The 18,779-nt window shown below is 69.8% G+C and carries 18 protein-coding genes; 6 read left to right on the forward strand and 12 right to left on the reverse strand.

Annotated elements, in window-relative coordinates:
* Nucleotides 1–45: 45 nt before the first annotated feature.
* Nucleotides 46–1,743, reverse strand: coding sequence for a hypothetical protein (locus AC6CCG_RS04170; protein ID WP_496653185.1), 1,698 nt, complete (start codon nt 1,741–1,743; stop codon nt 46–48).
* Nucleotides 1,744–1,870: 127 nt separating this feature from the next.
* Between AC6CCG_RS04170 and AC6CCG_RS04175 the strand changes: the two genes are divergently transcribed.
* The 5 genes from AC6CCG_RS04175 (at nt 1,871) to AC6CCG_RS04195 (ending at nt 8,051) form a co-directional block, all read left to right on the forward strand.
* A complete protein-coding gene (locus AC6CCG_RS04175) occupies nt 1,871–3,121 on the forward strand; it encodes a cell division protein PerM (protein WP_496653186.1) in 1,251 nt (416 codons plus the stop codon).
* Nucleotides 3,122–3,166: 45 nt separating this feature from the next.
* Nucleotides 3,167–3,757 carry a phosphoribosylglycinamide formyltransferase gene (gene purN / locus AC6CCG_RS04180; protein WP_496653188.1) on the forward strand — a complete coding sequence of 197 codons (591 nt, stop codon included), beginning with the start codon at nt 3,167–3,169 and terminating at the stop codon, nt 3,755–3,757.
* On the forward strand, nt 3,754–5,325 hold the full coding sequence (gene purH / locus AC6CCG_RS04185; RefSeq protein ID WP_496653189.1) for a bifunctional phosphoribosylaminoimidazolecarboxamide formyltransferase/IMP cyclohydrolase: 1,572 nt from the start codon (nt 3,754–3,756) through the stop codon (nt 5,323–5,325). Before purN ends, purH begins: the two co-directional genes overlap by 4 nt.
* A 22-nt stretch (nt 5,326–5,347) precedes the next feature.
* Nucleotides 5,348–5,662, forward strand: a complete 315-nt coding sequence (locus AC6CCG_RS04190; RefSeq protein ID WP_496653190.1) for a DUF3017 domain-containing protein — start codon at nt 5,348–5,350, stop codon at nt 5,660–5,662.
* Nucleotides 5,663–5,795: 133 nt separating this feature from the next.
* The gene (locus AC6CCG_RS04195) at nt 5,796–8,051 is read left to right on the forward strand and encodes a beta-galactosidase (RefSeq protein WP_496653191.1); all 2,256 of its coding nucleotides are present in this window, start codon (nt 5,796–5,798) and stop codon (nt 8,049–8,051) included.
* Here the strand turns inward: AC6CCG_RS04195 and AC6CCG_RS04200 are convergent.
* From AC6CCG_RS04200 to AC6CCG_RS04220, 5 genes are all read right to left on the reverse strand, one after another.
* Complete coding sequence (locus AC6CCG_RS04200; protein ID WP_496653192.1) at nt 8,045–8,509, reverse strand: hypothetical protein; 465 nt, start codon at nt 8,507–8,509, stop codon at nt 8,045–8,047. The two genes, AC6CCG_RS04195 and AC6CCG_RS04200, sit on opposite strands and share 7 nt — an antisense overlap.
* A gap of 37 nt (nt 8,510–8,546) precedes the next feature.
* Nucleotides 8,547–8,933, reverse strand: coding sequence for a hypothetical protein (locus AC6CCG_RS04205; RefSeq protein WP_496653193.1), 387 nt, complete (start codon nt 8,931–8,933; stop codon nt 8,547–8,549).
* Between the two features lie 88 nt (nt 8,934–9,021).
* Nucleotides 9,022–9,360, reverse strand: coding sequence for a CCC motif membrane protein (locus AC6CCG_RS04210; protein ID WP_496653194.1), 339 nt, complete (start codon nt 9,358–9,360; stop codon nt 9,022–9,024).
* A 79-nt stretch (nt 9,361–9,439) separates the two neighbouring features.
* Nucleotides 9,440–10,306, reverse strand: coding sequence for a hypothetical protein (locus tag AC6CCG_RS04215; protein ID WP_496653195.1), 867 nt, complete (start codon nt 10,304–10,306; stop codon nt 9,440–9,442).
* Nucleotides 10,307–10,346: 40 nt separating this feature from the next.
* Entirely contained in the window at nt 10,347–11,342 is a 996-nt protein-coding gene (locus AC6CCG_RS04220) for a malate dehydrogenase (RefSeq protein WP_496653196.1), read from the reverse strand.
* A gap of 117 nt (nt 11,343–11,459) precedes the next feature.
* Here AC6CCG_RS04220 and AC6CCG_RS04225 point away from each other — a divergent pair, with 117 nt between their 5' ends.
* Nucleotides 11,460–12,488, forward strand: a complete 1,029-nt coding sequence (locus tag AC6CCG_RS04225) for an SGNH/GDSL hydrolase family protein (RefSeq protein WP_496653197.1) — start codon at nt 11,460–11,462, stop codon at nt 12,486–12,488.
* 3 nt (nt 12,489–12,491) lie between these two features.
* On the opposite strand, the gene AC6CCG_RS04230 is transcribed toward AC6CCG_RS04225, so the two are convergent.
* The 6 genes from AC6CCG_RS04230 to AC6CCG_RS04255 are packed head-to-tail and all read right to left on the reverse strand — an operon-like array spanning nt 12,492 to nt 18,601.
* Nucleotides 12,492–14,327: an ABC transporter substrate-binding protein gene (locus AC6CCG_RS04230; protein ID WP_496653198.1), complete on the reverse strand. Its 1,836-nt coding sequence runs from the start codon at nt 14,325–14,327 to the stop codon at nt 12,492–12,494.
* Nucleotides 14,324–14,545, reverse strand: a complete 222-nt coding sequence (locus tag AC6CCG_RS04235; RefSeq protein ID WP_496653199.1) for a hypothetical protein — start codon at nt 14,543–14,545, stop codon at nt 14,324–14,326. Before AC6CCG_RS04235 ends, AC6CCG_RS04230 begins: the two co-directional genes overlap by 4 nt.
* Nucleotides 14,538–15,554: an ABC transporter ATP-binding protein gene (locus AC6CCG_RS04240; RefSeq protein WP_496653200.1), complete on the reverse strand. Its 1,017-nt coding sequence runs from the start codon at nt 15,552–15,554 to the stop codon at nt 14,538–14,540. The genes AC6CCG_RS04235 and AC6CCG_RS04240 overlap by 8 nt, the downstream gene beginning before the upstream one ends.
* Nucleotides 15,547–16,614, reverse strand: coding sequence for an ABC transporter ATP-binding protein (locus AC6CCG_RS04245; RefSeq protein WP_496653201.1), 1,068 nt, complete (start codon nt 16,612–16,614; stop codon nt 15,547–15,549). The genes AC6CCG_RS04240 and AC6CCG_RS04245 overlap by 8 nt, the downstream gene beginning before the upstream one ends.
* Nucleotides 16,611–17,498 (reverse strand): ABC transporter permease, encoded by an 888-nt coding sequence (locus tag AC6CCG_RS04250; protein WP_496653202.1) that lies wholly within the window; start codon nt 17,496–17,498, stop codon nt 16,611–16,613. The genes AC6CCG_RS04245 and AC6CCG_RS04250 overlap by 4 nt, the downstream gene beginning before the upstream one ends.
* Entirely contained in the window at nt 17,498–18,601 is a 1,104-nt protein-coding gene (locus tag AC6CCG_RS04255; RefSeq protein ID WP_496653203.1) for an ABC transporter permease, read from the reverse strand. The genes AC6CCG_RS04250 and AC6CCG_RS04255 overlap by 1 nt, the downstream gene beginning before the upstream one ends.
* Between the last annotated feature and the right edge of the window lie 178 nt (nt 18,602–18,779).

Raw genomic sequence — 18,779 nt, forward strand, 5'->3', positions numbered from 1 at the left:
CTGATGGCCCGCGGCTTCCGCCGGACCCGTCCCAGCCGGTGCCGGTCAGTTGACCTGGGTGGCCCGCTCGGCGGCGCGGACGGTGACGCGCTTCCAGTCCCCGTCGGTGATGTCCAGGTTCTTGGTCGGGCTGAGGAAGGTGTAGACGACCTTCGGGCCCACCCAGGCCACGCCGACCCGGAAGATCCGCGCGTTCGCGTTGCTGGTCGGCACCTTGATCTCGGTCACCCAGCCGTTGATCTTGGCGTCCTTCGCCCCGGTGCCCTTGATCTTCGCCGGGTCCTCGACCTTCGGCGTGATCTTGCGCTTCTCGCAGGACTTCCAGTCGTCGACGAACTTCTTGGCCAGCTTCTTGGCCTCCGCCTCGGACTTCAGCGTGACCATGTATTCGTCGAGGCCGAAGTCGCCGGAGTCGCCGTCCACCAGGAAGGTCCGGGACACCGCGCGGCCGCCGGCGACCTTGGACAGGTCGGCGGTCTCGCAGGTGCTGTCGTGCTGGGCTTCGGTGAGGTTGCGCGGCTCGTCGGCGAACCAGGGGCCGGCCTGGTCGCCCGGCGTCGGCAGGTCGCCGCCGGACAGGTAGCCCGGCTGGTCGCCGACCGGCGGCGGGCCGGCCTTGTCGGCGGTCTGCTTGGCGCAGGCCCCGCCGGCGGTGGTGCACTGGCGATTGACGGCCGCGGCCACGGTCCGTACCGCCTTGTCGACCGGTACGTCGTCGGACTGCTTGGCCACGTCGACCACGTTCAGCACCCGGCCGGTCCGGCTCAGGATCAGGCTGCGGTACTCGGGCTGCTCGCCGCCGGCCAGCTTGACCACGACGCCGAGCGACTGGTCGCCGAGGCCGGTCACCACACGTGCCGTGTAGAGCCAGGCCCCGCGGTCCTTCACGGTGCAGTTGCCGATCGCCTTCGCGATCAGGGCGTACGCCTGCGCGGCCTCCTCGGGCGAGCCGTAGGCGCTGGCCAGGTGCAGGATCGCCGGCGGCTCCTTGCCGTTGCTCTCCAGCGTCTGGATCATCGCCTCGCGGGCCGTCGGCAGCCCCTCGATCGCGGTGCCGAGGCAGACCGCCTTCGGCGAGTTGTTGTCCGTCTTGGTCAGGGTGCGGGACACCTTCCAGTCCCGAGCTCCGTCGATCGGCTTCGCGTCGGCGGCGGCGACCAGCATCTCGGTCGTCAGCAGCTCGCCCCTCGGCTGCTCCGGGGTGCCGGTGGTGCTGGTCTCGGAGGCGGAGGGGGAGTTGCTCGGACTGGGCGGGTTCGCGCTCGGGCCGTTCGGCCGGCCGATCACGGCGTAGCCGATGGCCAGGCCGAGGACGACCACGGCAGCGACGGCGCCGATCAGCAGGGCGAGCCGGCCGCGCTGGCCGAGCCGGGGCCCTTCCTCGTCGATGTCGCCGAGGTCGTCCAGGACGTCCTCGTCGGGGTGCCGGCTGTCCGGGAGCCGCACCCGCGGAGTCGCGGCGGGCTGCTGGATCCGGGTCCGGTCGTCGAAGCTGCTCTCGCCCGGAACCTCGTCGCGGTAGAGCGGCTTCGGCTGGTCGGGCTCGGCCTCCGCATAAGCCGGGAAGCCGAACGCCGTGTCGTCGTCCTCTTCGGGGTGTCCGTCGGTAAGATCATCGGCCGGGGTTGACGGCTGCTGAGCCGGTGGCTGAGGAGGGACCGGCTGCTGCTCGGGGAGGTCGACCTCATCGTCGGCGGGTAGCGCGCGCCGTGGGCGGTAATCGGAAGAATCCTTGCCGACCATCGTTTCCTTCGTACTCCTCGACTGTGGGTCGCCACACCCCCGACGTGGGCGCGGACCTGCAAACTTTACTCGCTCAGGGCGTGTCCGGGCGATTTTCGCCGATCGACTGGGCAACCATGGGATCACCATGGCCTCCCCGTCCCCCGGCAACGTGTCCTCGCGGACGACTGCGCGCCGGCCGGGCGAGACGATCGAACTGACCACGACTGTGCCACGTGCAGCCGGTTCAGCCAATCCCTCGTCGGGTCCGGACCGCCCGTTGGTCGGCGGCTGGCCGGTCGCGGCGATCGGCGCGGCGGTCACCGCGGCGGTCGGCTGGGTGCTCGCCGCCGGTTTCGCCGTGGTGGGCTGGCTGACCTCGGTCCCGGGCACCCTGCTGGACGCCCTCGGCGTCGGCACCCAGCTCTGGCTGCTCGGCAACGGCGCCGGCGCGACGCTCGGTGCGACCAGGATCACCCTGATCCCCTGGGGACTGACCGCGATCTTCGTCCTGTTGCACTTCCAGGTCGCCGGCTATGCGGCCCGCCGCAGCCGCGCCGAGACCGATCTGTCGGCGGTGCTCAGCGTGACCGGCGTCATGGTCGGCGGGTACGTCCTCGCGGTGACCGGAACGACCCTGCTGGCCGGGGACCCGGCCCAGCTGCCGCGCGCCGCCGTGATCTCCGCCCTGATCGCCGGGCTGCCGGCCGCGGCCGGTGCCGCGCACGCGCTCGGCCTGGACCCGGCGGAGCGCTGGCCGGACTGGGCCAGATCGCTGCCGCGGGCCGTGATCGCGGCCCAGTTGGCCCTGCTGGTCGGCGGCGCCGGGCTGCTGGTGACCTCGCTGGCGCTGGCCTGGGGCCAGGTCGGCGGCCTGATCGACGCGCTGGCGCCCGGCGTCCCGGGCAACATCGCGCTGCTGGTGCTGCAACTGGCCTTCGCGCCCAATCTGATCGTCTGGGCCGCGTCCTTCGCCCTCGGCGCCGGCTTCAGCTTCGGCCCCGGCACCGTGGTGTCGCCGGCCGACACCGACCTCGGCCTGCTGCCGGCCATCCCGGTGCTGGCCGGGCTGCCGGACGAGGGTCCGGGCCGGCCCGAACAGCTGGCCTGGCTGGCCGTCGGCGTCGTCGCCGGCGGCGTGGCGGCCTGGCTGGTCAACCGGGCCCGTACGGACGTGCGGCCGGACCAGACCTGCCTGGTCGGCGGCCTGGCCGGTGCGCTGGCGGGGCTGGTCTTCGTCGCGCTCGCCTGGGCCTGCAGCGGCGACCTGGGGCAGGCCCGGCTGGCCGGCATCGGACCGCGGCTGCCGGAGCTCGCGGTGCTCGCGGTGAGCACGCTCGGCCTGTCCGGGCTGCTGGTCGGCCTGGGGTACGGGCTGGTCCGGCAACTGCGCCGGTAGGCTGCGCCCGTGAATGAGTCAGGGCCTGATCGAAAACGCCTTGTCGTGCTGATCTCCGGCAGCGGCACGCTGTTGCAGGCCCTGATCGACGCCTCCGCCGATCCCGGGTTCGGCGCTGAGGTGGTCGGGGTCGGCGCCGACCGGTCCAAGATCGCCGGGCTGGACCGGGCCCGCGCCGCCGGGATCGACTCGTTCGCGCTGCCGTACAAGAAGGGATCGGACCGGGCCGCCTGGGACCGTGAGCTGACCGAGCGGGTGGCCGCCTTCCGGCCGGACCTGGTGATCAGCGCCGGCTTCATGAAGCTGGTCGGGCCGGCCTTCCTGGACGCGTTCGCCGGCCGCATGATCAACACCCATCCGGCGCTGCTGCCGTCCTTCCCCGGGATGCACGGGCCGCGGGACGCGCTGGCGTACGGAGTGAAGGTGACCGGCGCGACGATCTTCCTGGTCGACCACGGCGTCGACGACGGGGTGATCATCGCCCAGGCCGCCGTACCGGTGCTCGACGACGACACCGAGGACACGTTGCACGAACGCATCAAGATCACCGAGCGCACATTGCTCGTCGAGACGACCCACCGGCTCGTCACCCAACCGTGGCGAGTGATCGACAGAAAGGTCTGCTGGGACCGATGACCCAAGACACCCCCGACCGCATCCAGATCAAGCGCGCGCTGATCTCGGTCTACGACAAGACCGACCTGCTGGTGATCGCGCAGCAGCTCGTCGACGCCGGCGTCGAACTCGTCTCCACCGGCTCGACCGCCGGCCGGATCGCCGACGCGGGCCTGCCGGTGACCCAGGTCGAGCAGCTGACCGGCTTCCCGGAGTGCCTGGACGGCCGGGTGAAGACACTGCACCCGAAGATCCACGCCGGCCTGCTGGCCGACCTGCGGCTCGATGATCATCGCAACCAGCTGGACGAGCTCGGCGTGGCGCCGTTCCAGTTGTTGATCAGCAACCTGTACCCGTTCATCGAGACCGTCGCGGCCGGTGCGAGCCCGGACGAGTGCATCGAGCAGATCGACATCGGCGGCCCGGCGATGGTCCGCGCGGCGGCGAAGAACCACCCGTCGGTCGCGGTGATCACCTCGCCGGCGCAGTACGCCCAGCTCACCGAGGCCCTGGCGGCCGGCGGGTTCACGCTGGCCGAGCGGCAGGCGCTGGCCGCCGCCGCGTTCACCCACACCGCGACCTACGACGTCGCGGTGGCCAGCTGGCTCGGCAACGTGCTCACCGACACCAGTGAGGGGACCGGGTTCCCGGCCTGGGTCGGGGCCACCTGGACCAAGCAGGCGACCCTGCGGTACGGGGAGAACCCGCACCAGAAGGCGGCGCTCTACCGCAGCGGCTACGGCCCGGCCGGCCTGGCCGGGGCGACCCAGCTGCACGGCAAGGAGATGTCGTACAACAACTACGTCGACGCCGACGCGGCCCGCCGTGCCGCGGCCGACTTCGAGGCCCCGGCGGTCGCGATCATCAAGCACACCAACCCGTGCGGCATCGCGGTCGGCGCCGACATCGCGGAGGCGCACCGCAAGGCGCACGCCTGCGACCCGGTCTCCGCGTTCGGCGGTGTGATCGCCGCCAACCGGCCGGTCAGCGTCGAGATGGCCCGCCAGGTGGCCGAGGTGTTCACCGAGGTGATCATGGCGCCGGGGTACGACGACGGCGCCGTGGAGATCCTGCAGGCCAAGAAGAACATCCGGATCCTCGTGGTCGAGCCGGTGCCGTCCGGCGGCGCCGAGATCCGGCCGGTCTCCGGCGGCCTGCTGATGCAGACCGTCGACGTCACCGACGCCGATCATGATCACGCCGCGAACTGGCAGCTGGCGACCGGCGAGCCGGCGGCGGAGTCGGTGCTGGCCGACCTTGAGTTCGCCTGGAAGGCCTCCCGGTCGGTCAAGTCGAACGCGATCCTGCTCGCCAAGGACGGCGCCTCGGTCGGCGTCGGGATGGGCCAGGTGAACCGGGTCGACTCGGCCCGGCTGGCGGTCAGCCGGGCGGGCGACCGGGCGGCCGGCTCGGTGGCTGCGTCGGACGCCTTCTTCCCGTTCGCCGACGGCGCGCAGATCCTGATCGACGCGGGCGTCTCGGCGATCGTCCAGCCCGGCGGCTCGGTCCGCGACGCCGAGGTGATCGAGGCAGCCAAGGCGGCCGGGGTGACCATGTACCTCACCGGGGCCCGGCACTTCTTCCACTGAGGCCGATGTGGACGAGTTGATCATGGACCAGCCGGAGCCGGAACCGGAACGCCGGCTGGCCCCCGACCGCGGCCTCAGCCCGTGGGCCCTGCTGCTCGTCCTGGCCGGCGTCCTGGCCGGCCTCGGCTACGCCGTGATCGGCGGCGCCGGGGCCTGGCGGATCGGCTGCATGATCATCGGCGGCTCGCTCGGCGTCGGCGGCCTGCTCCGCCTGTTCCTGCCGAAGGAGGGCGCCGGCCTGCTCGCCGTCCGCGCCCGCGGCTTCGACGTGACCATGCTGATCCTGGCCGGCGCCGCCGTCATCATCCTCGCCCTGGTCATCCCGCCCGGCCGCTGACCCCTTCCGGACTGGCCCGCCGGTTTTTCACGTTGCGTGAAAAACTGTCGCTTCACCAGAGAAGTTTCTCGGGTAAAGCGCCAGGAAAGTTGGTGAGGTGCTGCTGGTGGGGCGTCGGCCTTAGGGTGGAGGCATGATCACAACCCGGGGCCGGCAGTTGATCATCGACGGGAAGCCGCGGGTGATCTTCGCGGGCGAGGTGCACTACTTCCGCCTGGCCCGGGACGCGTGGCGGGACCGGCTGGTCGCGCTGCGGGACACCGGGGCGCAGGCCGTCGCGACCTACATCCCGTGGGTGGTCCACGAACTGCCGGACGGCCGGATCGACGTCACCGGCGAGACCGCGGACTGGCGCGATCTCGGCGCCTTCTGCGACCTGGCCGCCGAGCTGGGGCTGCTGGTGATCGCGCGCCCTGGACCGTTCTGCATGGCGGAGCTGAAGAACGAGGGCATCCCGCACCGGGTGTACGGGCTGCCCGGCGTGGTGGCTCCCGGCTGGCGCGGCGCCCCGCCGCCGACCCGGGACCTGGACTACCTGGCGCCGGCCTTCCTGACCGAGGCCCGCCGCTGGTACGACGCGGTGCTGCCGGTGCTCGCCGCGCGGCACCATGATCACGGCGGCCCGGTGATCGCGATCCAGCTGGACAACGAGATCGGGATGCTGGCCTGGGTCTCCAACAGCCCGGCGCTGACCGAGGCGGTCGCGGCCGACTGGCGGGACTGGCTGACGGTGCAGGACCGGCTGGACCGGCACCCCGGACTCACCGGCGCCGAGCCCGCCGACGTGCTCGGTTACCTGGCCGACCCGCCGGCCGGCGCGGCGGTCGCGGTCGCCGACGACCTGATGCGGTTCTGCCGGGCCCGGTTCCGTCGTTACACCGACACCCTGGCCGGTTGGGTGGCCGAGCACGGGCTCGGCACGGTGCCGCTCTTGATCAACATCCACGGCACCGGCGGCGGCCGCGGGCTGACGTACCCCATCGGCATCTCGCAGCTGATCGGCACCTGGCGGAACCGGCCCGGCACGGTGGCCGGCTCCGACATGTATCTGGGCGATCTCACCGTCGGCAACGTCGCCGATTTCGTGCTGGGCAACGTGTTCGCGGCCGCCACGGCCGGTCCGAACCAGCCCCTGACCGCGCTCGAGTTCGAGGCCGGGGACGGCGACTACGGCCAGGACCTGGGCGCGCTGGTGCCGCCCGAGGCGACCGCGCTGAAGACCCGGCTGGCGCACGCGCTCGGCAATCGCTTGATCAACATCTATCTGTTCGCCGGCGGGGTCAACCCGCCGCTGGCCGCCGATCCCGAGCTGCCCGGCGGTGACGGGATCGATCGGATCGCCTTCACCGGCGAGGAACACGGCTTCGCCGCGCCGCTCGGCCCGACCGGCCGGCCGAACCGGACCCTGCCGGTCCTGGCCGAGACGATCACCGACCTGAACCGGATCGAGCAGCGGGCCGCCGGGATGGTCCCGCACTCCGACCTGGCGTACGGTTTCGTCGCCGACCACTACCTGACCGAGTACGCCGTGCCGGGCGACCCGGCCACCCGGGAGCTCCATGATGATCTTGGCCGGTTCCGCGGCTTCGGGCCGCGGCAGATCCTGGCCCGGGCCCTCGTCCTCGGCGGGTACGGCCTGGCCGGTGTCGACCTGAGCCCACACGATGATCTTGACCGGACCGACCCGCGGCCGGTCGACCAGGCCGAGCTGCCGGCGACCCTCAGCCCGGCCTCGCATCCCGTGCTGGCGTTGGCCTCCGGGCGTTCGCTGGCCGCCGCCACCCAACGGCTGCTGGCCGACTACGTGGCCGCCGGCGGCCGGCTGCTGCTGGCCGGCGCGCTGCCCGTCCAGGACGAACTGGGCCGGGACTGCCGGGAGCTCGCGGACGCGCTCACGATCACGGTGGGGGAGCCGCTGCCGGACCAGCTGGTCGATCGGCTGGGCCGGTCCCGCAGCAACCATCCGACGGTCCGGCTCGACCCCGACACCACCGGCCTGACCCGGCCGGAGGTGCGGGTCGGCTTCGCGCAGCCGCTGCGGCATCCCGACGCGACCGTGCTGGCGCGGACCACCGGCGGCGACGCGGTGGCGCTGGAGTTGCGGCACGGCGCCGGTACGGCGATCGTGCTGACCACCGACTACCCGTGCGATCTCGGAGTCCATGCGGCCCTGCTGGAGCGGCTCGGCGTGCGCCGCCGTTACCGTACCGACGCCGTGGATCCGGGGCTCGTGGTGGCGGGCCTGGTCAGCCCGGACGGCACCGACGACCTGGTGCAGGTGATCAACGTCGCCCCGTACCCGATCGAGACCTCGGTCTGGCGGGAGGCGGAACTGATCACGCCCCGACCGATCACGGTCGGGGCGCGCTCAGCGGTGTTGCTTCAGTAGGCGGCCGCGCCGACGGAGGCGACCATGACCACGATGAAGATGATGTAGATGATCACGAACACGATGCCGATGATGCCCAGGATCGTGGTGACCATGCCGAGGATCTTGCCGACGTTGATGTTGGACTCGTTGGAGTAGCGGGCTCCCGTGGCCTGCATCTCCTTCTGGACCTTGTTCCCCATGTACCAGGCGATCGCTCCGCAGATGCCGCTGGTGACGAAGCCGAGGATGCCGAGAACCAGGATGATCGTGCCCTGCGGGTGTTCCTGCATCATCTGGAACGGCTGCTGCTGCGCGTACGGCGACGGCTGCTGATACGGGGCCGGCTGGCCGTAGGGCTGTTGCTGCCCGTACTGCGGCTGCTGGCCGTAAGGCTGCTGCCCGTACTGAGGCTGCTGGCCCTGTGGTTCGGACTGACCGTAGGGTTCCTGGCCGTACGGCGGCGGGTTCTGGCTCACTGTTCTTCCATTCGCGTGAAGTCCGGTGTACCGGTGCTCAGTAGGCGGCGACGGACGCCATCATGCCGGCAATCAGGACGATGTAGACGATGAAGTAGGCGATCACGATCGCCACTCCGACAATACCGAGGATTGTCGTCACCATGCCCAAGATCTTGCCGATGTTGACGTTCGACTCGTTGCCGTACCGCACGCCGGTGGCCTGGATCTCCTTCATCGTCTTGTGGCCCATGTACCAGGCGACGATCCCGCAGGGGAAGACGAAGAAGCCGAGGATGCCGAGGACGAGGATGGTCGTGCCCTGCGGGTGCTCCGGCAGCGGATAGCCGTAGCCGTAGGGCTGCTGGGAGTAGGGGGACTGCTGCGGCGGGTACGGACTCTGCTGTCCGTACCCGTAGGACTGGTAGTACGGCGGTTGGCTCATCGGGGCTCCGTTCGGCCGAGAAGGTCAATGGGGACGTCCGGTGTTCCGGACGTCCCCAGTCGCGCCGCGGTTCCCCTCGGCACAGAGGTCAGTTCAAGGCGCCCGAGCCGACGGCGGCGGCGATCGCGATGATGTAGATGATCCAGAAGACGATCGCGACGATGCCGATGATCAGGCCGACGATGCCGCAGATGCGGCCGATGTTGACCTGCTGGCGGTTGTTGTACGCCGACGGGTTCGCGTCGATCTCGGCCAGGACGGGCTTGGACTGCACCATCGTGACGATGCCGAGGATCAGACCGACGACACCGCAGCCGAGGACGATCGACAGGATGCCGAGGACAAGGATCATGGTGCCCTTGGGGTGGGGCTGCGGCACGGCGCCGCCCCCACCACCGTAGGGATTCTGGTCGTATGGGTTGCTCATGGCGGACATTCTTGCGTAAACGGGGCCAGCTTGGCCACGGAGGTCGAAATTAGGCTGGCCTTAGGTCGCCGTTGAGCCGTCAGACCTCCGACGCGATGATGGCGATCACGACGATGACCAGGTAGATCGCCCAGAACGCCGCGTACACGATCGAGATGATCCCGAGCACCCAGCCGGCCGTGATCATGCCGCCGTTGCTGTAGCGCTGGGGCTCGGCCTGGACCTCCTTGCGGGCCCGGGACGAGATCGTGAAGCCGACGATGCCGACGATCGGGCAGACCACCAGGCCGAGGATCCCGAGCACCAGCGCCGTGGTGCCCTTCGGATGCTGCTGCTGGGCGTAGCCGTACGGGTTGGCGGCGGCGTACTGATAGCCGCCGGTGTCGTACGGGTTCGGCGGATAGCCGGTCGACTGGCCGTAGCTGGCGCCGTACGCGGGCGGGGACGGCACCGGGTCGGACGCGGACGGCGCCGAGTACGGGTCGGCAGGCGTGGTCGACCCGCCCGGCGGCGCGTAGGGCGCGTCCGGAGACGGGTAGGTCGAGCCCGAGGGATACGAAGAGCCCGAGGGATACGAAGAGGAGCCCGAGGGATACGACGACGAGCTCGAGGGATACGACGAGCTCGAAGGGTAGGGCTGGGTCTGGTCCGACCAGGAGCCGGAGCTCGCCGGGTAGCCCGGGTCCGCGGGGTAGGACTGCGTCGAGGAGTACGTACCGGGGCCGGTGTAGGGGTCCGCGGACGGGTAGGCCGGCGGCCCGCCGGGGGAGCCGACGATGCCGTCCGGCTCGGTGTCGTCCTCCGGGCCTGAGCTCGGCGCCGGGCTGTCCGCCCCGAGCCCCGCGCCGTCCCCGGCCGCCTCGCGGCTGAACGGGTTCGGCGCGGCACCCGGCGTCGGCGGCCGGTCCGACTCGCCGTCGGGACCGCCGGGATGCTGCTGACTCATGGGGGCCAGCTTAGGGCGTCCTGGTTGCGCTTCCGGATTCTCAGCCGATCAGGCCGAGCGCCTTCACGGCGTCGCGCTCCTCGGCGAGCTCGGCCACGCTGGCGTCGATCTTGGCGCGGGAGAACTCGTTGATCTCGAGGCCGGGGACGATCGTGTACTCGCCGCCGGAGGTGGTCACCGGGAAGGAGCTGATCAAGCCCTCCGGCACGCCGTACGAGCCGTCGGACGGGACGGCCTGGGAGACCCAGTCGCCGGACGGCGTGCCGAGCAGCCAGTCGCGGGCGTGCTCGACGGTGGCGTTGGCCGCGCTGGCCGCCGAGCTGGCGCCGCGGGCCTCGATGATCGCCGCGCCGCGCTTCTGCACGGTGGGCAGGAAGTCCTGCTCCAGCCACTCCTGGTCGTTGATCACCTTCGCCGCGTTCTGGCCGGCGATCAAGGTGTTGTAGAGGTCCGGGTACTGGGTCGCCGAGTGGTTGCCCCAGATGGTCAGGTGGCTGACGTCGCTGACCGCGACGCCGGCCTTGGCCGCGACCTGCGCCTTGGCCCGGTTGTGGTCCAGCCGGGTCAGCGCGTTGAACCGCTCGGCCGGGATGTCCGGGGCGTTGTGGCGGGCGATCAGGGCGTTGGTGTTGGCCGGGTTGCCGGTGATCAACACCCGTACGTCGTCGGCGGCATGATCATTGAGGGCCTTGCCCTGGGCGCTGAAGATCGCGCCATTGGCCTCCAGCAGGTCGCCCCGCTCCATGCCCTTCGAACGCGGCCGCGCACCGACCAGCAGGGCCAGGTTCACGCCGTCGAAGATCTTGGCCGGGTCGTCGCCGGTCTTGACGTCGCTGAGCAGATCGAACGCGCAGTCCTCCAGCTCCATCACCACACCGTCCAGCGCCTTCAGCGCCGGCGTGATCTCCAGCAGACGCAGCTCGACCGGCCGGTCGGGACCGAAGATCGCGCCGCTGGCGATCCGGAACAACAGGCTGTAGCCGATCTGACCGGCGGCACCGGTGACGGCGATCTTGACGGGAGTGCTGGCGGGCACAGTGGTCTCCTTCTCGACGAAACGCTGACTGACCGTAGGCTATGCCCCGGCCGTTTCCGCGGACAGCGGGGAGGCGGTTCCAGGGCAGGCCTGGGTCAACGGGGAGGACTGGGAAGCGTGGACGACGCAACGTTCGCATGGCATCCGCTCGCGACACCGGAGGGCAAGGGCTGGCCCGACGAGGCCACCATCCGCCGCTACGACCGGTTGCCGCGGCACGCCGAGGGCAAGGTCCCGGAGGAGGTCTGGGCGCTGAGCCGGCATTCCAGCTCGCTCTACTCGCGCTTCCGTACCGACGCGACCCAGATCCGGGCCCGCTGGCGGCTCGGCCTGGAGAACCTGGCCATGTGGCACATGCCGAACGTCGCGGTCAGCGGCCTCGACCTGTACGGCGAGAGCGAGCCCGGCAGCTGGCGCTGGGTCGGCTGCGCTGCCGCCAGCGGCTTTCCCGAGTCGGAGAACGTGCTGGCGGTCGACCTGGACCCGGCGGATCGCCGCTACACCGTCTACTTCGGGATCTTCAACCGGCTCGAGGACATCGAGATCGGCGTACCCGAGGGGTCGAGCTTCGAGCTGGTGCCGGCCGACCCGACGCCGCCGGTGGTCTACTACGGCACGTCGATCGTGCACGGTGCCGCCGCCTCGCGGGCGGGGATGACCCTGCCGGCCCAGCTCGGCCGGCGGCTGGGCCGTCCGGTGATCGGGCTCGGCTTCTCCGGCCGGGGCAAGATGGAGGTCGAGCTGGCCGAGTTGATCGGTGAGATCGACGCGGCGCTGTGGATCGTCGACTGCCTGCCGAACATGGACGCGGACCTGGTCGCCGAACGGGCCGTGCCGTTCGTCCAGGCGTTGCGGGAACGGCGACCGGAGGGGCCGATCGTGCTCGTCGAGGACCGGACCTGGACCGGGTCCTGGGCCAAGTCGTCCCAGGCCGACGCCTCGCGGGCGAAGCGGGCCGCCTTCCGGGTCGGCTACGAGAAGCTGGTCGCCGACGGGACGCCGGACCTGCACTACGTCGAGGGCGAGACGCTGCTCGGCCAGGACCGTGACGACACGGTCGACGGCTCCCACCCGACCGATCTCGGATTCCTCCGGATGACCGATCGGCTGGAAGCCGTCGTCGCGCCGTTGTTGATCAATCGGTAGCCGTCAGGCGCCGGGCTCCAGCTTCCCGGACAACATCCACATGATCACGAAGTTGTCCGCGTACGGGGCGTTGGCCAGGATCGGGTCGCCGTCCGGCGGGAACGCCTTGATCCGCGTCCCTTCCAGAGCCGGGTTGTTGCCGTACCGCTCGAACAGCGGGACCATCGGCAGCAGCTCGTTGAACGCGATCGCGATCTTGGTCACGTTCGCCTTCTGAGCGGCCTCGTCCAGGCCGGAACCGGCCGCCGTGACGGCCTCCTGGAGATCGATCGCGCCGAACGCCTTGGTGGTCGTCTTCAGTTCGAACGCCATGCCCTTGCCGCCCTGGTTCTTGGCGATCGGGATGTTGTGGGTGAAGAGGTCCTGCACGAACGCGAAGTGCGGGTGCGGGTGGTTGGACGCGCCCCAGGCCTGGATCGCCAGCTGGAAGGCGCCCTTGTCGATGTCGACCGGAGCCTGCTTGTCGTCGACGCCGCGTGGCACCACCTTGATCCCGAACGCGGACAGCTGTTCGGCCGCGTTGGTGGCCGCGGCCGACCAGTCGGCGTAGGTCTGCGGGAACTGGATCTCGTACTCGGCGGCCTTGCCCTGCGGGGTGGTCCAGGCGTTGCCGTTCTTCTTCCAGCCCGCGTCGGTGAGCAGCTGGGCCGCCTTGTCCAGGTCGAGCTCGTACTTGTTGAGCTTGCCCTGGTCCTCGGCGGACAGCCAGTCCGGGACCTGGTTGTCGGAGAACCCGGCCATGAACTCGACACCCTTGCCCGACTCGCCGAGCGCGACCGTACCGTTGGCCTTGCGGTCGATGATGTGGGCGACGGCCTGCCGGGCCCGCGGGTCGCCGAACTCCTTCAGCTTGTCCAGGTTGAACAGCAGCGCCGGGCCGGAGTAGACCGGCGGCCGGAGGATCCGGAAGCCGGCCGACTGGAACGACTTCTCCGAGGCGGTCGGGAAGCCGTGGGTCGCGTAGTCGACCTCCTTCTGCTGCACCAGCGGCGTGATCTCCGGGGTCTCACCGTTGTAGATCACGATCTTGTCGAACTTGACCACGTCGGCCGCGAACCCGGTCGGGTTCTTGACCATGTTGATCTGCGTGTTCGACACGGCCTTGTAGTCGATGTTGAACGGCCCGCTGGCCACGTACTCCTTGGGCAGGAACTTCTGGAACTCGGTGCCGAGCTTCTCGCCGTCAGGCGACGACATGTCCTTGCCGGAGGCGTGCAGGGCGGCGGCCTTGTCGGCCCACTCGCCGAACACCGACGTGGCGATGATGTTGCTGCGCAGGATGTAGCGCTCCACCACCGTGGACGGCTGGTTCATCGTGATCACGAACGTCTGGTCGTCCGGCGCGTCCAGCTTGGTGACGTAGTTCCACAGCGAGGTGCGCTGGATGAACTGGCACCAGAACGTCGTCAGGTAGTCCTTCGACGTGATCGCGCTGCCGTCGCTCCACTTGAGACCCGACTTGACCTTGACCGTGAAGGTGTTGGCCTTCGAATCGAGCGTGTAGGACTCGGCCAGGTACAGCTCCCACTTCTTGTCGGCCCAGTAGTACATGCCGGACGGGAGGCAGATCAGGTCGCCGTACGGGGAGTCGGTCAGGATCCGGTACGGGATGCCGGCGAAGGGGACGCCGGCGTTGTTGAAGTTGCCCTCCGGCGGCTGCTTGTACGGCCAGCCGCCGTGGAACTCGCCGCCCGTGCCGGCCGGGCCGGACCCCTGCGGCGTGTTCGGCTCGGCCGGTGCGCAAGCCGTGGCCAGGCCACCGGCGCCGGCGACGACGGTGCTGAGGCCAGTCGCCTGCAGCAGCGTCCGCCGCGACAGGGATGGCTTGTTTTCGGTCATTTCTCCTCCTCGCGACGAACACTGCGTTGTTTCGTCGAATTGCGATGGGTCAGGTGATGCAGGACGACGGCGACGGCTCCGATGCCGACCCCGACGCCGACGGTCGCCACGCTGATCACGAACGCCCCGGTCCCGGGACGCACCACGAGCAGCATCAGCAACGCGCCGATGGTGATGAAGCAGGCGAGCACGAGGATCGCTCTGCTGAGTTCAGGCATGCGCGGCTCGTTCCCGCTGCTCGACGATGCAGGCGACGCTACGCGTTTCTTCGGTGAACAGCAGTTCCGGGCGCTCCGTGTCGCAGGTTCCCGGTTCGTACTGCGGGCAGCGCGGGTGGAACGGGCAGCCGGCCGGCAGGTCGCGCAGGCTCGGGATGTCCGCGGAGCGCAGCCCCCCGTCCGGCAGCTTGGTCCGGGCCAGATCCGGGTCGGGTTCCGGCACGGCGTTGAGCAGCGCCCGGGTGTACGGATGCTGCGGGTTGTTGATCACGTCCGGGGTCCGGCCGAACTCGACGATCCGGCCCAGGTACATCACGGCGATCCGGCCGGACCACCCGAAATACTTGGCGATCGCGAGGTCGTGGGTGATGAACAGGAATCCGACGTCGAGGTCGTCCCGGAGCCGGCCCAGCATGTTGAGCATGCCCACCCGGATCGACACGTCGAGCATCGAGGTGGACTCGTCGGCGATGATCAACTTCGGGTCCAGGGTGAGCGCCCGGGCCACCGCGACCCGCTGCCGCTGGCCGCCGGACAGCTGGTGCGGGAACTTGGCCAGGTAGGCGTCGGCGGGCTTCAGGTCGACCCGCTCCAGGAGTTCCCCGGCGAGCTGCTCGGCCTGACCGCCGTTCTTGGCCAGCTTGTGCTTGAGCAACGGGGCGGTCAGCGTCTTGCCGATCGAGCGGATCGGGTTGAGCGAGGCGTAGGGGTCCTGGTGCACGTACTGGACGGCGCGCCGGAAGTTCACGAACTCCGGCTTGTCCATCGTCCAGATGTCCTTGCCGCCGAACTCGACGGTGCCCCCGGTGGGCCGGTTCAGGCCGGCCGCCATCCGGGCGCTGGTGGTCTTGCCGCAGCCGGACTCGCCGACCAGGCAGAGCACCTCGCCCGGGTTGACCTGGAAGCTCACCTGGTCCACCGCCGGGACGTCGCCGCGCTTGGTCTTGAAGACCTGGGACGCCTCGTTGAGTCTGATCAGCGGGGTCGAGCTGGAACCGGGATCAGACACGGTCGATCACCTTCCGTTCGTGCCGCACGTCCTGCCAGCGGATGCAGGCCGCCTCATGATCACGGCCGCGGCCGCGGGCCTCGATCTCCAGCAGCGGGGGCTGCTCGAGCCCGCACTGATCCACCGCGTAGCTGCAGCGCGGCTGGAACGAGCAGCCGGGCGGCAGCGCGGTGAGGCTCGGCGGCGAACCGCCGATCGACGCCAGCTCCGGCAGGTCGCCGGCCACCGGCGGGACCGCGTTGATCAGACCCGAGGTGTACGGGTGCCGCGGGGAGTAGAAGATGTCCCGGCTGGTCCCGGTCTCGATGATCTGGCCGGCGTACATGGTGGCCACCCGGTCCGCCAGTTCCGCGGCGACGCCGAGGTCGTGCGAGATGAAGATCATCGCGAACTTGTGCCGCTCCCGGAGCTCGGCCAGGACGTCGACGATCGAGCGCTGGGTCAGGATGTCCAGCGCCGTCGTCGGCTCGTCCAGCACCAGCAGGCGCGGCTCCAGCAGCAGGCTCATCGCGATCAGCACGCGCTGCCGCATGCCGCCGGACAGTTCGTGCGGATAGCTGGACAGCACCCGGGCCGGTTCCAGCCGGACCGCCCGGAGCAGGTCCGAGCCGCGTTCGATCACTTCCGCCCGGCTCGGCTTCGCGCCGTCGGCGTGCGCCCGGAGCGTGTCGCCGATCTGCTCGACGATCCGGAGCACCGGGTTGAACGAGTTCATCGCGCCCTGGAACACCATGGCCGCCTGGCGCCAGCGCCAGCGCCGCAACGGCCCGCGGTCCAGCTTGACCACATCGATCTCGCGGCCCTCGGCGGTGCGATAGATCACGCTGCCGGACGGGATGGTGCCGAGCCGCGGCAGCAGCCGGAGCAGGCCCAGGCCGAGCGTGGTCTTGCCACAGCCGGACTCGCCGACCAGGGCCAGTGACTGGTCCGGGTAGAGGTCGAACGAGACGCCGCGGACGGCGTCCACCTCGGAGCCGGCGCCGGTCCGGTAGCGGACCACCAGATCACGGACGGAGAGGATCGGGGCGTCGTCCTGTTCGGGTTCGGACAAGGTGATCACCGGTCTCTCAGCCTTGGGTTCAGGATCTCCTCGAGGGAGCGGGTCAACATGATCAGCCCGAGCTGCAGCAGCACGATCATGGTCACCGGCGCGACGATGTAGAGGATCGCGTCCTGGTTGAACATGGCCCCCTTGATCCACGCGTCGTTGATCATGATGCCCCAGTTGGCACCGGCCAGCGGTGCCAGGCCGAGCAGGTAGAGCCCGACCAGGGCATAGATCGCGTTGGTCACCGCGATGATGAAGTTGATCAAGATGTAGGAGGCCATGTTGGGCACGATCTCGACGAACACCACGCGGAGGGTGCCCAGGTCGAGCAGCCGGGCCGCCTCGACGAACTCACGCTCCTTGAGCGAGAGCACCTGGGCCCGGATCGAGCGCATCAGCACCGGCCAGGACAGCACCCCGATCAGCACCGCCAGCGCGACCGGCGAATCGAGCCGGAAGAACGCTCCCATCACCGCCAGCAGGACGATCTGCGGGATCGTCATGACGATGTCGGTGAGCTGCAGCATGACCGCGTCGAACCGGCCGCGGAAGTAGGCGGCCAGGGCGCCGATCACCACGGCGATCACCGTGGTGATCGCCGCTGCGGCGAAGCCGACGAAGATCACGGTCTGGCCGCCGAGCAGGATCTGCTTCAGCGTGTCCTTGCCACTGCCGTCGGTGCCGAGCGGATGCTCCAGCGAGGGCCGGCCCCAGATCTTCTCCAGGTCGGTCGGGTTGTCCGCGCTCACCACGAACGGCGCGACGATCGTCATGCCGACGATCAGAGCGACCAGGACGAAGCCGGCGAAGCCCGCCTTGCTGCGGGTCAGCTCACGGAGGAAGCCCTTGGCGGCGTTGGCCCGGGGCAAGGCGACGGGCGTGGTCGCGGCCGACATCAGTTCCCCCCTTCATCGGTACGGATGCGCGGGTCGAGCACGCTGTAGATCAGGTCGGCGGCCAGGTTGGCCAGCACCACGGTGATCGTCACCACGAGCAGAATCCCTTGGATCACGGGGTAGTCGCGGGCGTTCACCGATTCGAAGAGGGTGATGCCGATGCCGTCGTACTGGAAGGTCTTCTCGACGAAGATCGCCCCGCCGACGACGAAGCCGGCCTGGGTCGCGATCTGCGCGACCAGCGGGAGCACCGCGTTGCGGCCGACGTACTGACTGCCGATCCTGAAGCCGGACAGACCGCGGGCCCGGGCCACCATGACGTAGTCCTCGCCGAGGATCTGGGTGGTCGAGGACTTCATCACCAGGGCCCAGGTGCCCACCGTGGTGAGGATGTAGGTCAACATCGGCAGCGTCGCGTGATACATCGCGTCCGAGAAGAACGCGAGCGTGAACTGCGGCTCGACGCCGGGCGAGCTGTGCCCGCGCATCCGGGCGAAGTTCAGCGGCGACCTGGGGTCGTCCGGCTGGATCGCGACCAGGATCAGCACGATCAAGATCGCCAGCAGGTAGTTGGGGATCGCGTGGAACACGCTGCCCACCGTGCTGACGGTGTGGTCGATCACACCGCTGCGCCGGTAGGCCATCACCATCCCGAGCAGCAGGCCGACCCCGACCGAGATGAGCAGGGCGAGGCCGACGCTGAACAAGGTCCACGGCAGGTGCAGCGCGATCTTGTCCAGCACCGTGGTGCCGGGGGACAGGATCGACATCCCGAAGTCGCCACGGACGATGCCGGCCAGGTAGTTCAGGTACTGCAGCGGCAGCGGCGTGTTCGGGTCGAACGTGAAGAGCGCGGCGGCCTGGGCCGCGGCCGCCTCGTAGGAGAGGCCGTACATCGCGATCTGGGTGTTGATGTAGACGTCGACCGGGTTGCCCGGCAGCAGCCGGACCAGGAAGAAGACGCCGGTGGCGACGATCCAGATGACGAAGATCGCGCGCAGCACACGGCGGAGAACGTAGTTGTGCCAGATCCGAAGCGGCAGTGGAGTGGTGCGGTCGGACCGGCGGCCGGCAGTTGCTGGGGCGGCGACTGTCGTAGTCACATCACATCCTTGTCTGGGTCAGGCCGTTCGCCGGCATCTGCTTCGTTCGTCGGAAGGGTAACCCTGCGCATTCGTGTTCGCTGACGAACCGCTGCAACCGTATCCGATCATTGACCAGGCTGATACGGGATCGCAACACGGCGGCTCCGGCCAGCTTTGCAGCAGCCGTTTTGTGGAT

Source organism: Microlunatus sp. YIM B11417 (assembly GCF_059617205.1).